Genomic DNA, 14985 nt, shown 5'->3' on the forward strand with positions numbered 1-14985 from the left:
ACGACGGCGCGACGCGGTGAACGACCGGTCGCGTGTCTCTTCGTTATAGGGGCGCCCGGGGAGCGCGGCGTCCCCTGAATGGGGTAGGGCGCCGTATGGGCGACGCCGCGTCAGTCGAGGAAAACGTACTGCGCCAGGTAGGGGCTGCGGCCTTCCTGGCCTTCTTCCGTGCAGGGTAGTGCCGGCGCGATGCCGCCATGGGTCTGGAGCCGCTGCACGTATCGCACACTGCTCAAGAGCCCCGCGCCACCGGCATGGGTGGCTTGCAGCAACAGTAGCGGAATGGCGCCGGCTTCCGTGGTGTTGGGCGCCTGCTGCAAGACTTTTCCGGTGATCTTGCTGCCGTCGGAGGCTTCCCAGCTGGGGCCCGCACCGTGTTTGACGATGAGCTTCCCGCTCGCGTCGTAAAGCTCCGCCAGCGGCGCCTTGAAGACCCACGTCAGAGGCTTATCGCCGTCGCGCTTGCAAACGTAGATCTGCACCCCCGTGGCCGATAGCGTGGCGACGGTGTGGTGAGACTCGGCCGGTTGCAGCGCCGCGGGGGCGGTTTACGCGCTCACCGTCTGCGAGACCGCCATGGCCAACGCAAGCAAGAGGACAGATGAGACTGCGGAGCGCGAGGTGCGGGGCAGGTTCGGCATGATTTTCCTTGTGCAGGTGGAAAGATCGTTCATGGAGCCACCTTCGCCCCACGCTCCTCCAGCAACGCGCGCAGCACCGAGCGATGGCAATGCGCCTCGTCTTCGCAATAGCAGCCCACCGACAGGTTGGTCTGGTGCGATAGCGCGGCCAGCATGTCGAGCAGGCGGGCGGCATCGCCGTCGCGCATTTCGGTGCGGAAGTGGCGCACGAAGGTTTGCCAGGCTTTTTCATCGTGCTGGGATTGCGCGGCCTGGGCTTGCTTGACGAGTTCGGGCGTGGGCGAAAGCAGCGGCATCCACACGTCATAGAAATCGCGGCTGGCGAATTCTTCCTTGGGCACGCCGCGCGGCGGACGCCGCACGGTGCCTATGCGCAAGCCTTCATCGGGTTGACGCGGCTCGCCGAGCCGGACGATGCGTAGTGCCATGGAATGTCTCCGTGTGGATGCTGCGCGCGGCCTGCTTACGAGCCTTGCCGGCTCTGCACCGTCGGAAAGAACAGATCCTTCCACGACGCCGGTTTGTTCTTGAGCGTGCCCACGCGCTGCATGAATTCAGCATAGTGTGCGACGCCCACCGGCGTGGTCGTGAAGCGCGAATCCGGATCATCGAGAATCTTCTTCACCTCTTCCGGCGAACTCTTCACCTTCGACTGTGCGATGTAGATCTGCGCCGCTTTGGTCTTGTCCTTGGCGATGAAAGCGTTGGCTTCGTCCAGCGCCGCCACGAACGCCGCCGACAGCTTCGGGTTGGCCTCGTAGAACTTCTTGCTCGTGTAGGTCATGTCCAGCGTGATGTTGCCGAGCACGTCGACCGTGTTGAACACGCGGTGCAGGCCGGGCGCTGCCGCCTCGGTGTACGAGAACGGCGGCGAGGCCATGTGGCTGTTGATCTGGCTGCCGCCGGCCAGCATCACGGCGGTGGCGTCAGGGTGCGGCAGCGGCACGGTGATCGGGTCGAGCTTGTTGAACTGCTTGTCGCCGAAGGTCTTGGCGGCGGCCATTTGCAGCACCACGGCGGGCAGCGAGGTCTTGATGCCGGGCACGGCGATGCGGTCCTTGTCGGAGAAATCCGCCAGCGTTTTGACGTTGGGGTTGCGCGTCATGAGGTACATCGACGACGAGCTGAGCGACGACAGGCCGCGCACTTCCATCGCGCTGCCGCGGGTTTTGTCCCACAGCGTGAGGAAGCCCGGTACGCCGAGTGAGGCGATGTCGAGCGCGCCGGAGAGCATGGCGTCGTTGATGACGTTGCCGCCGTCGAGCACGCGGTAGCTGACCTTCACGTCGCCCAGGCCGGCGGCCTTGGCCTGCTTCTCCAGCAGGTGCTCGCTGGCCATGACCATGATGGGGAGGTAGAGGATGCCGTAGCCGTGGGAGATGCGGACTTCGGTGGCTTCTGCGTGGGCGGTGGTGATGGCGCCGGCCACGAGCGATGTGGCCAGCGTGGCGGCGACTGTCAGGCGGAGGATGGTGCGGCGGGGGGGCTGCATGTGTTGTCTCCTTGTTGTTGTCGATATGGTTGTTTGTTGGTGGAGTGTCCCTTGTTTCACCCCCTGCCGGGGGCGACTCACTTTCTTTGTCTTGCCAAAGAAAGTAAGCAAAGAAAGGCGCGCCCGAGATGGCGACTTCTCCTTGGATTTGTGTCACGGGGAGGGAGGGGAGGCAAACTCGCTGCGCTCAGACAGCCTCCCCTCTTTTTCCTCCCCGCGACAAAAATCCAAGGCGCCATCTAGGGCAGGGTACGGCCACACCGTCTGGGCGCTGGCGTTGCGCCCATGTTCAGTTCTGCATGCCCCAGCGTTTGACGGTGCGGGCTTCCAGCGTGCGGAATATTAGGTTCTCTACCAGCAGGCCGATGATGATCACCGTCAGCAGGCCGGCAAAGACTTCCGGAATCTGCAGCTGGTTCTTGTTTTCGTAGATGTACCAGCCCAGGCCGCCCTGGCCGGAGCTGACGCCGAACACCAGTTCGGATGCGATCAACGTGCGCCATGCGAAGGCCCAGCCGATCTTCAGGCCGGTGAGGATGGAGGGGAACGCGGCCGGGATCAGGATCTTGGTCAGGTATCCCATGCCGGAGAGCCCGTAGTTGCGGCCCACCATGCGCAGCGTGTTCGATACCGACAGGAAACCGGCATGCGTGTTGAGCGACACCGCCCACACTACCGAATGCACGATCACGAAAATCAGGCTGCCGTTGCCGAGGCCGAACCACACGAGTGCGATCGGCAGCAGCGCAATGGCGGGCAGCGGGTTGAACATGGCGGTGAGCGTTTCCAGGAAGTCCTGCCCGAGCCGGTTGCTGATGCCGAGCACGACCAGCGCGCAGGACAACGCCAAGCCGAGCGCGTAGCCTGCCAGCAGCGTTTGCATCGACGTGCCGATGCGAGCGAACAGCGTGCCGCTCGCTAACCCAGCCCACAAAGCCTGCACGGTGTCAGAGAAAGTCGGCAGCAGAAGCGGGTTGTCGAGCCAGCGCGCACCGCCTTCCCACACGAGTGCGAGCACGACGAGGATGACGAGCTTGCGCAGCCATGCCTGTTCGTACAAACGCTCGGCAATGGAGAGGGGTTTTTCCACCACGCCGATGCGCTCGAACGCCACGGGCGTGCTGTAGACAGGCGCGCGGTTGCTGATGTCGGTGGCGGCTGGCATGGAAAGCGTTTCAGTCTGCATGGGTTTCCTCCACTGCGCGGGCGAACAGCATGTCGTGGATCTCGGCTTCGAGCGCTTTGAAGCGCTCCGGGTCATCATCGCCGCGCGCGAGGCTCGGCAGCTCTGCGCGGACCTGGCCCGGATGCGGCGACAGGATCAGGATGCGGCTGCCGCAGCGGATCGCCTCCGGAATCGAGTGCGTGACGAACAGCACGGTGAAGCGCGTTTCGTCCCACAGCTGCAGCAGCTCGTCCTGCATCTTGCGGCGCGTGAGCGCGTCGAGCGCGGCGAACGGCTCGTCCATCAGCAGCACGTCGGGCTCCATCGCCATGCCGCGCGCAATGGCCGCGCGTTGCTTCATCCCGCCTGACAGCATGTGCGGGTGATGGTCGGCAAACTTGGTGAGGTTGACCTTGTTGATGTAGTGCAGCGCGCGTTCTTCGGCTTCACGCGCACCCAGCTTGCCCGTGGAGAGCAGCGGGAACAGCACGTTCTCTTTCACCGTCTTCCACGGCAGGAGCTGGTCGAACTCCTGGAACACCATCATGCGATCCGGCCCCGGCTTGGTCACGGGTTGGCCCTTCAGGCGGATCTCGCCCTCGGTGGGCGTGAGGTAGCCGCCGATGGCTTTCAGCAATGTCGATTTACCGCAGCCCGACGGCCCGAGCAGGATGTAGCGCTCGCCGGGATAGACCTGGAAGTCGACGCGGTACGTGGCCGTCACCAGATGCTGGCGAGTCTTGTACTGCAGCGTGACGCCGCGCACGTCCAGCAGCGGCGGCGCGGTCGGTGAGTTGGCCTGCATGATGTTGTCTCCTGTGTGTGTTTTTGTCGGATTGGGTTGCGGCGTATGCGGCGCTACCGGATATCGACGTGGTAGCGGAAGTGCGCCGCCGCGCCACGCGAGCGCCGCCATTCGAGCGGCACCCGGTCGTAGCCCCGCGCAACGCGTTCGATGACCATCACCGGATCGCCGGCCTGGATGCGCAGCAGCCGCGCATACGTTGCGTTGACGGCCTCGGCGGTGAGCGTTTCCTCAGCGCTGGCAATGATCTGCCCGCAGTGCGATTCGTACAGCGGATACAGCAGGTCGCCAAACGCCTCGAGTTCCAACGTGGCGAGCGGCGCAAAGCGGTCGTACGGCAGCCAGATTTCTTCGGCCAGCATGGGCGCGCCATCCAGCAGACGCAGTCGGGTCAGGCGAATGACGGGGGCGCCCGTTTCAATCTGCAGGCCCGCAGCGGGGGCAGACGGCGCATCCAGCACATCGCGCTTGAGGATGCGGCTCTCAGGAATGCGCCGCTCGCCGCTTTCACTCTGGAAGCGGAAGAACCGGAACAAGGAGCTGGCAAAGCTGGCGCGCCGCACGAAGGTGCCCCGGCCCTGGAAGCGTTCCAGCAGGCCTTCGGCCACCAAGACATCGACCGCTTTGCGGACCGTGCCGACCGCCACGTTGTACGTCTTGGCCAATTCGGCCTCAGTGGGGATGGCGTCGCCCGGGCGCCAGTGCTGCTGGGCGATCTGCGCGGCCAGATCGTCGCGCAATTGCTGATAGCGGGGCAGGCGGAGATCGGCGGGCATGGGTATCAAAAGTGGTCAACTATTCATCTATATGATTTGTCATTGTAGGGAGATTGAGGACGGTGGGCATTACAGGAAAACCCGCAGGGCCAGGTCTGCTCGACACGGGCCCTGCGGGTTTTGGTGGAACTGCTTGGGTTAAGGATTAACGCGTGGCGCGGACCGAAGCCGGCAACGGCTCAGTCTGTTGTGCCTTCGGACGGCGCAGCAACCGCAGCGCATACCAGGCCAGCACAAGCGCACCGATGGCGAACACGATGTCACCCGGCACACGCAGCCAGACCAGCGTTTCCATCACCTTCGAGTGCACGACTTCCGGCGAGCGGGCGTACCACATGCCCTTGGTGACGCTGGCCCACGCCTGGTAGATACCGGCCGGCAGCAGCGACATGAACACCATCATGGCCAGGCCGATGTTCAGGCCCCAGAATGCGGGCTTGAGCAGGCGGTCGGCATGCAGGTTGCGCGCATAGAGGCCGCGCAGGCAGAACAGCATGAGGCCGATACCGAGCATGCCGTACACCCCGAACAGTGCAGCGTGCCCGTGGGCGGCTGTCATGTTCAGACCTTGCACGTAGTACAGCGAAGCCGGCGGGTTGATGGCGAAGCCGAGGAGGCCGGCGCCGACGGTGTTCCAGAAGCCCACAGCCACGAAGCACAGCACGGGCCACTTGTAGGCATTGAGCCATGGCGTGCCTTGCGTGCGGCGATAGTTCTGCAGCGCTTCGAGCCCGATCAGCGTGAGCGGCACCACTTCCAGCGCAGAGAACACGGCACCCACCGAGATGATCGAGGTCGGTGTCCCCGTGAAGTACAGGTGGTGGAGCGTGCCCAGGATGCCGCCAAACAGGAACACGATCGTCTCGGCCACGATGGCGCGGTTGGCGCTGCTGGCGCGAATCAAGCCCAGGCGCGTGAAGATGAGCGCGATGACGGCGGTGGCGAACACTTCAAAGAAGCCTTCGACCCACAGGTGGACGAGCCACCAGCGCCAGTACTCGATCATCGAATAGTGCGTGTGTTGGCCCCACACCAGCGACGTCGAATAGAACCCGCCGATGCACGTGGCCGACAGGAACACCATGGCAGTCAGACCACGCGATTCCGACGGCGTCTTCAGTGCCGGCCACAGGGCGCGGCCCAGCAGCACGACCCAGAACAGCAGGCCGACAAACAGCAAGATTTGCCAAACGCGGCCCATGCTGGTGTATTCCAGCCCTTGGTTGCCGACCCAGAAGCCGAAGTCCGCACCGCGATGTTGCAACGTGCCGAGCCAGCCGGTGGTGATGGAGCCCACCACGATAAAGATCAGCGCCCAGAACAGCAGGTCAACGCCAAGCTTCTGGAACTTCGGTTCACGCCCCGACAGCAGCGGCGCAATGTACAGGCCCGTAGCGAGCCACGCCGTGGCAATCCACAGCACGCCGAGTTGCGTATGCACGGTCCGGCTGATCACGTACGGCAGCACCTGTGCCAGCGGAATCCCGAAGAACGATTCACCCTCCACCGCATAGTGCGCGGTGATGGCGCCCATGCCGATCTGCACCAGCATCAGGCCGATCACGGCGAAGAAGTATTTGCGGGTGGCCTTCATCGACGGCGTGGCTGCCACGTTCAGGAACGGATCGGCCGGCAGCGGCGCAGCCTCTTCTTCGTGCTTGCTGCTGCCATGCAGCCACAGCATGGCGGCAATACCGCCCAACAGCAGCACGATGCTGACCATCGACCACATGGCGGCGCCGCCGGTCATGGTGTTGCCCACGAGCGGTTCATGCGGCCAGTTGCTCGTGTACGAGATGTCGGTCTCGCCCGGGCGGTCCGCTGCGGCGGCCCACGATGTCCAGAAGAAGAATGCCGCCAGGGCTTCGCGGTCGGCCGCTTCCGGCAGCACGCCGGTGGCCATGGCGTATTGGTCGCGCAGCGTTGCCAGCGACGGATCGGTGCCGAACAGCGCCTCGAAGTGCTGCGCCACACCACGGATGGCCTCTGCGCGCTCACGCGATACGGTCAGGATGTCGTGATTGGCGTCGTACGTGTTGCGGCGCATTTCCTCCTTCACGCTGGCGTCGAGAGCGGCTTGCTGCACGGTCGTCAGCGGTGCGTCGGTATCGAACTGCTGATGCGCGCGGATGGCTTGCAGCGCCGTGGCTTCACGGTGCAGCCAGTCGGCAGACCAGTCGGGCGCAACGTAGCTGCCGTGGCCCCAGACGGTGCCAAGCTGCTGGCCCCCGGCTGCCAGCCAGGCCTGTTGCCCGCGCTGGATTTGTTCGCCCGTAAAGAGCACCTCGCCCACAGAGGTGACGACGGCATGCGGAATCGGCGGCGCTGCCAGATAGATCTGCCGGCCCAGATAACCCAATGCCCCGAACGACAGAATAAAGATCAGGCCGAGCCACCGCCACAGCCTCTGATTGGTTTTCATGACAAGGTTCCTTGCAGGATGCAATCGGAAATTCAGGCGCCACCACCGCAACCGCCGCAGCAGTGGCCGGCGCTGGCGGCAGACGCCACCTTGGTAATGGCAACGCGCCACGTGACGGGGGCGCGCTCAAGGTAGTCCCAGGAAAACTGGCCCGGGCGCTCCACTTGAAACTGCGACTGCAGCGGGCGCGGATCGTGATCGTTGATCAGCTCCAGGCGCTGGCCGATGCCGAGTTCGCCAAAGGCGGAGAAGATCAGCGGATGGCGCTCGCGCGGCGCCAGCACGCGGAGGTCGAGCTGGATGGTGGAGGCGGACTGTGTCATGGGGATGCCCTCTGTGGGTGTCGCATCAAAAAGATGCATTAAAGATGCAACTATATTAATGATCGGAATCCGCCGCGTTATTGATGTATGTCAGATGCTTGTTTTATGGGTCTCTTGATGCAGCGAATCCCGCCACGACAAGGTTGCCTGCCGTACGGCGTGACGGATGTGCCGTATGTGGGCGGTTTTCGTTTGCGCTGTATCAAAGCCCTACTGGCTGTCGGGACCTAACGTGGAGCGGACGACACCAGACCGATACACGGGGGAAAAAATGAGCCGTCTTCACACCGTCCGCAGCCTCATGCGCGCGGGCCTGATTTCTGTGGTGCTGGGCGCACTGCTTGCGGGCACTGCGGCCCGCGCCGCCAGCGCCAAATTGCCGGGTGACTTCGGGCCGCCACGCGGCGAGCCTATCCACGCCGTCCTGACAAGTCCGCCGCTTGTGCCGCCGCCGGTCAACCGGAACTATCCGGCCAAGGTCATCGTGGAATTGGAAGTGGTCGAGAAGGAAATGCAGATCTCCGAAGGGGTCAGCTACACCTTCTGGACGTTCGGGGGCACCGTTCCCGGCAGCTTCATCCGCGTGCGGCAGGGCGACACGGTGGAGTTCCACCTTAAGAACCACCCGAGCAGCAAGATGCCGCACAACATCGACCTGCACGGCGTGACCGGGCCGGGCGGCGGCGCAGCATCGAGCTTCACTGCACCGGGCCATGAGTCGCAATTCACCTTCAAGGCGCTCAACGAGGGCATTTACGTCTACCACTGCGCCACCGCGCCCGTGGGCATGCATATCGCCAACGGCATGTACGGCCTGATCCTGGTTGAGCCGCCCGAAGGCTTGCCCAAGGTGGATCACGAGTACTACGTCATGCAGGGCGATTTCTACACGGCCGGCAAGTACCGCGAGAAGGGCCTGCAGCCGTTCGACATGGAGAAGGCCATCGACGAACGTCCGAGCTACGTGCTGTTCAACGGTGCAGAAGGTGCGCTCACTGGCGACAAGGCGCTGCATGCCAAGGTGGGCGAAACGGTGCGCATCTTCGTGGGCAATGGTGGACCGAACCTCGTCTCCAGCTTCCACGTGATCGGCGCCATCTTCGACCAGGTGCGCTACGAGGGCGGCACCAACGTGCAGAAGAACGTGCAGACCACGTTGATCCCGGCAGGCGGCGCGGCGGTTGTGAAGTTCACCGCGCGCGTGCCTGGCAGCTATGTGCTGGTCGACCACTCGATCTTCCGTGCCTTCAACAAGGGTGCGCTGGCCATCCTCAAGATCGATGGGCCGGAGAACAAGCTGGTCTATTCCGGCAAGGAGCTGGATTCTGTGTACCTGGGCGATCGCGCCGCTCCCAACATGAGCGCCGTCACCAAGGCAACCCAGGCATCCGTGAGCGGTACGCTCACTGTGCAGGATCAGGTGCAGGCGGGCCGCGCCTTGTTTGCAGGCACCTGTTCGGTGTGCCACCAGGGCAATGGCGCCGGGTTGCCGGGTGTGTTCCCACCGCTGGCCAAGTCGGATTTCCTGGCGGCAGACCCCAAGCGTGCGATGAACATCGTGCTGCATGGCTTGAACGGCAAGATCAAGGTCAACGGGCAGGAGTACGACTCCGTCATGCCGCCAATGACGCAGCTCAATGACGACGAGGTCGCCAACATCCTGACCTATGTGCTCAACAGCTGGGACAACCCCGGCGGCCGCGTGAGCGCAGACGAAGTCAAGAAGGTGCGTGCCCAGCCGGCGCCCGCCAAGGCCGTGGCCGAACATTGAGCGCAGCCGCACGACCATGTCCCGCCTGAGCTTGCACCTTGCTGCCATGTTGATGGCATTCGCCAGCGCAACCGCGCACGCGGCCGCCTATGTGCGGTTGCCCGGCGGCGACTTCGACAGTGTGCTGCCACAGAACGCACCGGGGCAGCCGCAGCGGGTGCGTATCGAGCCGTTTGAGTTGCGCTCCACGCCCGTCACCATCGGCGAATTCCAGACCTTCGTGCAACGCCATGCTGCCTGGCAGCGCGGCCGTGTGGCGGAAGTCTTTGCCGGCAAGGCCTACCTTGCCGACTGGGCCGACGCGACGCACGCCGATCCGCAAGCGTCGCCGCAAGCGCCGGTGACCGGCGTGAGCTGGTTTGCCGCCCGTGCCTATTGCGAAAGTGAAGGCGCGCGTTTGCCGACATGGCTCGAGTGGGAATCGGCCGCTGCGGCCGATGCCACACGCGCTGATGCCCGCGACGACCCGCAATGGGCGCAACGCATTCTCGGCTGGTACGAGCGGCCCGCCACGCGTGTGTTGCCGCCCGTTGGCGGGCCCGCGGATGTCCATGGCGTACGGAACATGCACGGCCTGATCTGGGAATGGGTCGACGATTTCAACGCACTGTTCATTGCTGGAGACAGCCGCACCCAGGGCGACCCCGACAAGCAGAAGTTCTGCGGCGCAGGTGCGATCAGCATCGTCCGCCGTGACAGCTACGCCGTGCTGATGCGCGTGGCGTTGCTGTCTTCACTCGAAGGCGCAGATGCCACAGGCAGTCTCGGCTTTCGCTGCGCCCGATCCCTCAATGGAGACCATCCATGATGTGCATGAATTTCCTCCGACGCGCTTTTCTGGTGCTGCTGCTGGCCGGCGTAACGGCCAGTGCCAACGCTTCGGGGCCGGCGCCATCGGCCTCGCTGTATCAGTCCGAGGTGGCGCTGACCGACCAGAACGGCCGAGTCTTTCACCTGGCCGACCTGCGCGGCCAGCCGGTGCTAGTGAGCATGTTCTATTCGTCATGCCAGATGGTCTGCCCGATGATCTTCGAGACCATTCGCGCGACGCTGGCCAAGGGCGGTAAACCTGCGCAAGACGGCGTGCGTGTACTGATGGTGACGGTTGATCCGGAGCGTGATTCCGTTGCGGCGCTCAAGAAGACCGCCACCGCCCACAACGCCGATGACCACTGGCAGCTTGCCCGTGCCAACGCAAGCGGCACGCGCGAGGTGGCGGCATTGCTGGGCGTGCAGTATCGCCGTCTGGCCGATGGCGATTTCAACCATTCGAGCACCATCCTGTTGCTGGACACGGAAGGGCGCATCACTGCGCGCACCAACACGCTGGGCACGGTCGATCCGAAACTGGTGGATGCCGTGCGCAAACAGGTGGCGGCGCAGCGCTGAGCGCTTGCGGGTGGCATCAGCTTCTTCCTTGTGCGGTACCACTTGGTGCAGAGGTACGATGCGCTTCTGTACCGGACCCGAATTCGCCTCTGCCATGTCTCTCCGCGCCTTGAGAACGCTCGTCGCCATCGCCCGCCACCGCACGTTTGCGCGTGCCGGCGAGGCCATCGGGCTCACGCAGTCGGCTGTCAGCCTGCAGGTGAAATCGCTGGAGGAGGAGTTCAACGTCCGCCTGTTCGACCGCTCGCGCCGCGAGCCCGCGCTGACAGAAGCCGGCCGCATCGTGCTCGCCCAGGCCGAACAGATCCTCGCCCTGTATGACCGCATTCCCGATGCACTGAGCGATGAGAAGGCGCTGGTCGGGCGGTTGCGCATCGGCGCCATCCAGACGGCGCTGTCGGGGCCGCTGCCCAATGCGCTGCTGGCTCTGCGGACGGCGCATCCAGGCCTGCGCGTGCACGTGGCTGCGGGCATGTCGGCCGAACTTGCGCAACGCGTGGCTGACGGCGAGTTGGATGCCGCGATCACGTCGCACCCTGTGCGGCCGCATCCGGCGGAGCTTGTCTGGACAACGCTGTATGAAGACCGTTTCTGGCTGCTTGCGCCCGCCCAATATGCCGATCACGATGCGCGCGCGCTGCTGACCGAGCTGCCGTTTATCCGCTTCGATGCGCAGGCCTGGGCCGGCCGCATGATCGCTTCCGAACTGCGTCGCCTGGGCGTGCGGGTGCGTGAAGAAATGGTGCTGGACAACAAGGACACGATCGTGCGGATGGTGGCCAGCGGATTGGGGGCCGCCGTGGTGGCGCTTTCCGACTCCGAGTTGACGCAATTGCCGCCCATCGCGCGACTGGCATTCGGGCAACCGCAGTTGCATCGCGCGGTGGTGCTGCTTGAACACCAATCGCGGGCGGCGCAGCGCTTTACGCAGGCGTTGGCCGATGCCGTCGTCGCTTCTGCAATGAGAATTTCTCATTGATCGCAGGATAAATAACAATTATTGCTGCTGCGACCGCGTGATAGCTTGGTGGTGTTCCCGTTTTTGCAGAGCACCCGCATGCTGTTCCGGAAGTGTCTTCGCCCGTCGTCCACATTGCAGGCGCGTTGCTGTGCAGGAGCACGGCCATGACCGCTGCCATCCTGCTCGCGCTCGCGCCCGTTGCCCTTCTGGTGGCGCTCGGCCATTGGCTCAAGCGCTCCGCTTTCATCGCTGAACCCTTCTGGCCCCAGGCCGAACGGCTTTGCTACTACGTCCTGTTGCCGTCGCTATTCATGCATGGGCTGGCCACGGCACACATGCAGGCCTTGCCTGTGCTGCCGCTGGTGCTGACGTTGACGGGCGCGACATTGCTGGTGGCCGTCGCGCTGATGCTGGCGCGGCCCTGGATGCAGGTGGACGGGGCGGCCTTCACCTCGGTGTTCCAAGGCGCCGTGCGGTTCAACAACTACGTCGGCGTGTCGCTCGCCACGGGCCTCTTCGGCGCCAAGGGGATTGCGCTGGCCGCGGTATGCAACGCGGCGATCGTGCCGACCGTCAATCTGCTGTGCGTGCTCGTTTTTGCGCGCTATGGGTCGGTGCGGCTCAACGGCCGCGCGCTGGTGCGTCAGATCGTGACGAACCCGCCGGTGGTCGCCTGCTCGCTCGGGATTGCCATGCAGCTGCTGGGGCTGCAGATGCCTGCGGCCATCGAGCCGGCGGTGCGCGCGCTCGGCCTGGCTTCGATGCCGTTGGGGCTGTTGTGTGTGGGGGCCGCGCTGAACTTCAGCGGTGTGAGGTCGTGGGCGCAGCCGGTGCTCGTGTCGTCGATCATCAAGTTCCTGGCCATGCCCGTGCTGACGCTGGCCCTTGGCCACGCGCTGGGCTTGACCGATGCCGCATTGATCGTGGCGTTGCTGTTCCAGGCGCTGCCCACCGCGTCTTCGTCGTACATCATGGCGCGCCAGCTGGGCGGGGATGCGCCGCTCATGGCCGGCATCACCGCCGCGCAGACGGTGATGGCCGCGGCGGCCATGCCGGCCGTGATGACGCTGCTGGCGCTCACACCCGGATTGCCCCAAGGGTTGCTCTCGGCGCTGTGAGCCGCATGCATTGGTCGCCTCGATGCGCTACAGCTTCACCACATCCAGCATGGCTTGCACAAACGCCTTCGGTGCTTCCTGGGGCAGGTTGTGCCCGATGCCGCCACCGATGTTGCGGTGCTGGTACTGGCCCGTGAACTTCTTCGCGTAAGCCGACGGCTCGGGGTGCGGTGCGCCGTTGGCGTCGCCTTCCATGGTGATGGTCGGCACGGTGATGGCGGGGCCTGCGGCCAGGCGTTGTTCCAGCGCGTCGTACTTTGCTTCACCCTGCGCCAGCCCGAGGCGCCAGCGGTAGTTGTGGATGACGATGTCGACGTGGTCGGGGTTGTCGAACGCGGTGGCGCTGCGGTCGTACGTGGCGTCGTCAAACTTCCACGTGGGCGAAGCGAGCTTCCAGATCAGCCGGTTGAATTCCTTGCAGTTGGCGGCGTAGCCCTGCGCGCCGCGTTCCGTCGCGAAATAGAACTGGTACCACCACGCAAATTCCGCGGCCGGCGGCAGCGGCTTGCGGTTCGCTTCCTGGCTGCCGATCAGGTAGCCGCTCACAGACACCAGCGTCTTGCAACGTTCCGGCCACAGCGCCGCGATGATGTCTGCCGTGCGCGCGCCCCAGTCGTATCCGCCAAAGTGCGCCTGCTTGATCTTCAACGCGTCCATGAACGCGATGATGTCGGCGGCCAGCGCAGCCTGCTGCCCGTTGCGCGGCGTGTCTGCCGAGCGGATGCGCGTCGTGCCATAGCCGCGCAGGTACGGCACCAGCACGCGATAGCCCGCCGCCGCCAGCGCCGGTGCCACCTCTGCATAGCTGTAGATGTCATACGGCCAGCCATGCAGCAGGATCATCACGGGGCCGTTCTTGGGGCCCAGGTCTGCATAGCCGATGTTGAGCACGCCGGCATCGATCTGTTGCAGCGTGCCGAACGGGTTGGCCCGCCCGCTCAGCAGCGTGCTTGCGCTCGAGGACGGTGCCGGTTGCGCCTGCACGAGTTCGGCCAGACCGAGATCCAGCACACCAATGCTGGCGATGGTGGTGCCCAGAAGGCGGCGACGGCGGAGGTTGACGGGGTTCGACATGGGGTTCTCTCTTTGTGGGGGAGGGGACAGCGGGTTAGTGAACGAGCGTGACCAGCGGCTCACCCGACTTCACGACATACGTCGCGAGTTCCGAGGCCTTGCCGCTGCCGACGTTTCGTGCGGAGTGCGCAACGCCGGCCGGAATGAACAGCGAATCCCCGGTCTTCAGCGTCACGGGCGGTTGGCCCTCCAGCCGGTATTCGATCGTGCCCTGCAGGACGTGGGCGATTTCCTCGCCGGGGTGGACATGCGCGGGGGCAAACGCACGCTCATCAAAATCCACGCGCACTTGCAGGGTTTCGCGGCCGGGCGTGCTCAGGTCGTGATGGACGAGATCGGTCCGATGCACGCCGGCGGCTTGCGCAAATGCGTTGTGCGCACCCAGCGCGCCTGCGAGTACGAGCAAGGTTGCGGTCAATCGATTCGGTTGCATGAGGGCTCCAGTGGTCAACGGTGGTGACGAGGCGGTTTTTGCTCTCTCCTCGTTTCCAGCATTGGGCGCCCGCGATGTATCCGGTCGGTTTCACGATGCCGCCGATTTGTATTGCTTTGTAGCAATGGGATCGATGGGAGGGGTTTTTGTATGCGTTTGTATCCGGTGGGTGCTCCGGTACACGTCCAGACAAAACGGGAAGCACGTCGCTACGTGGCGGATACGTCAGGCGCCTTAAATGCATTCCGTGGCCACGACGCCGGCCTGATGCCAAGCAAGGCACCGGCGGGCCGCAATCCCAACCCAACTGTTCAAAAGGAAAACGATCATGACCCGCAATCTCGCCAAGACCCTTGCCGTTGTCGCCCTCGCTGTGGCCGCTGCCGGTGCGCAAGCGGCTTCATCTGTCGGCGCTCGCGACCCGTACACCGAAGGCGCCCGCGCCGTGCAGAGCGCGGTGGATGCCTACACCGAGGGCGCGCGTTCGTCCGACGTCTATACGGACGGTGCACGCTCCACCGACATCTACACCGACGGTGCCCGTAGCGCGAACCCGTACTACGACGGTGCGCACGCCTGACGCGGCGGCGCCGCGCAACCCCATTCCACTGAGAA

The 14985-nt window shown here is 64.5% G+C and carries 16 protein-coding genes; 6 read left to right on the forward strand and 10 right to left on the reverse strand.

All coding sequences use genetic code 11. The annotated features are described in order from the left end of the window. Positions 1-110: 110 nt before the first annotated feature. The 8 genes from R2676_RS05625 to R2676_RS05660 form a co-directional block, all read right to left on the reverse strand. Positions 111-533 carry a DUF3455 domain-containing protein gene (locus tag R2676_RS05625; protein ID WP_316856933.1) on the reverse strand — a complete coding sequence of 141 codons (423 nt, stop codon included), beginning with the start codon at positions 531-533 and terminating at the stop codon, positions 111-113. A gap of 137 nt (positions 534-670) precedes the next feature. Continuing rightward, a complete protein-coding gene (locus R2676_RS05630) occupies positions 671-1069 on the reverse strand; it encodes a DUF488 domain-containing protein (protein ID WP_206273119.1) in 399 nt (132 codons plus the stop codon). A gap of 35 nt (positions 1070-1104) precedes the next feature. After that, positions 1105-2133 carry an ABC transporter substrate-binding protein gene (locus R2676_RS05635; protein ID WP_206273120.1) on the reverse strand — a complete coding sequence of 343 codons (1029 nt, stop codon included), beginning with the start codon at positions 2131-2133 and terminating at the stop codon, positions 1105-1107. Between the two features lie 289 nt (positions 2134-2422). Continuing rightward, positions 2423-3319 (reverse strand): ABC transporter permease, encoded by an 897-nt coding sequence (locus R2676_RS05640; RefSeq protein WP_206273121.1) that lies wholly within the window; start codon positions 3317-3319, stop codon positions 2423-2425. Next, entirely contained in the window at positions 3309-4103 is a 795-nt protein-coding gene (locus R2676_RS05645) for an ABC transporter ATP-binding protein (protein WP_206273122.1), read from the reverse strand. Before R2676_RS05645 ends, R2676_RS05640 begins: the two co-directional genes overlap by 11 nt. Before the next feature lie 53 nt (positions 4104-4156). Further along, positions 4157-4879, reverse strand: coding sequence for a GntR family transcriptional regulator (locus R2676_RS05650; RefSeq protein ID WP_027679354.1), 723 nt, complete (start codon positions 4877-4879; stop codon positions 4157-4159). A 145-nt stretch (positions 4880-5024) separates the two neighbouring features. Continuing rightward, entirely contained in the window at positions 5025-7301 is a 2277-nt protein-coding gene (locus R2676_RS05655; protein WP_206273123.1) for a nitric-oxide reductase large subunit, read from the reverse strand. A 32-nt stretch (positions 7302-7333) separates the two neighbouring features. Next, positions 7334-7624, reverse strand: a complete 291-nt coding sequence (locus R2676_RS05660; RefSeq protein WP_206273124.1) for a DUF2249 domain-containing protein — start codon at positions 7622-7624, stop codon at positions 7334-7336. Between the two features lie 271 nt (positions 7625-7895). Here R2676_RS05660 and nirK point away from each other — a divergent pair, with 271 nt between their 5' ends. From nirK to R2676_RS05685, 5 genes are all read left to right on the forward strand, one after another. Then, positions 7896-9395, forward strand: coding sequence for a copper-containing nitrite reductase (gene nirK / locus R2676_RS05665; RefSeq protein ID WP_206273125.1), 1500 nt, complete (start codon positions 7896-7898; stop codon positions 9393-9395). 16 nt (positions 9396-9411) lie between these two features. Further along, positions 9412-10203 carry a formylglycine-generating enzyme family protein gene (locus R2676_RS05670; RefSeq protein WP_206273126.1) on the forward strand — a complete coding sequence of 264 codons (792 nt, stop codon included), beginning with the start codon at positions 9412-9414 and terminating at the stop codon, positions 10201-10203. Continuing rightward, on the forward strand, positions 10200-10784 hold the full coding sequence (locus R2676_RS05675; protein WP_206273127.1) for an SCO family protein: 585 nt from the start codon (positions 10200-10202) through the stop codon (positions 10782-10784). Before R2676_RS05670 ends, R2676_RS05675 begins: the two co-directional genes overlap by 4 nt. A gap of 94 nt (positions 10785-10878) precedes the next feature. Beyond that, entirely contained in the window at positions 10879-11763 is an 885-nt protein-coding gene (locus tag R2676_RS05680; protein WP_027679346.1) for a LysR family transcriptional regulator, read from the forward strand. A gap of 146 nt (positions 11764-11909) precedes the next feature. Continuing rightward, positions 11910-12863, forward strand: coding sequence for an AEC family transporter (locus tag R2676_RS05685; protein ID WP_206273128.1), 954 nt, complete (start codon positions 11910-11912; stop codon positions 12861-12863). 27 nt (positions 12864-12890) lie between these two features. Here R2676_RS05685 and R2676_RS05690 read toward each other — a convergent pair whose 3' ends face one another. Then, positions 12891-13937, reverse strand: a complete 1047-nt coding sequence (locus R2676_RS05690; RefSeq protein ID WP_206273129.1) for an alpha/beta fold hydrolase — start codon at positions 13935-13937, stop codon at positions 12891-12893. A gap of 34 nt (positions 13938-13971) precedes the next feature. After that, positions 13972-14370, reverse strand: a complete 399-nt coding sequence (locus R2676_RS05695) for a cupin domain-containing protein (RefSeq protein ID WP_206273130.1) — start codon at positions 14368-14370, stop codon at positions 13972-13974. Positions 14371-14698: 328 nt separating this feature from the next. Between R2676_RS05695 and R2676_RS05700 the strand changes: the two genes are divergently transcribed. Continuing rightward, positions 14699-14950, forward strand: coding sequence for a hypothetical protein (locus R2676_RS05700; RefSeq protein ID WP_027679343.1), 252 nt, complete (start codon positions 14699-14701; stop codon positions 14948-14950). The last annotated feature ends 35 nt before the right edge of the window (positions 14951-14985 follow it).

Source organism: Ralstonia flatus (assembly GCF_958439105.1).
GTDB lineage: Bacteria > Pseudomonadota > Gammaproteobacteria > Burkholderiales > Burkholderiaceae > Ralstonia > Ralstonia flatus.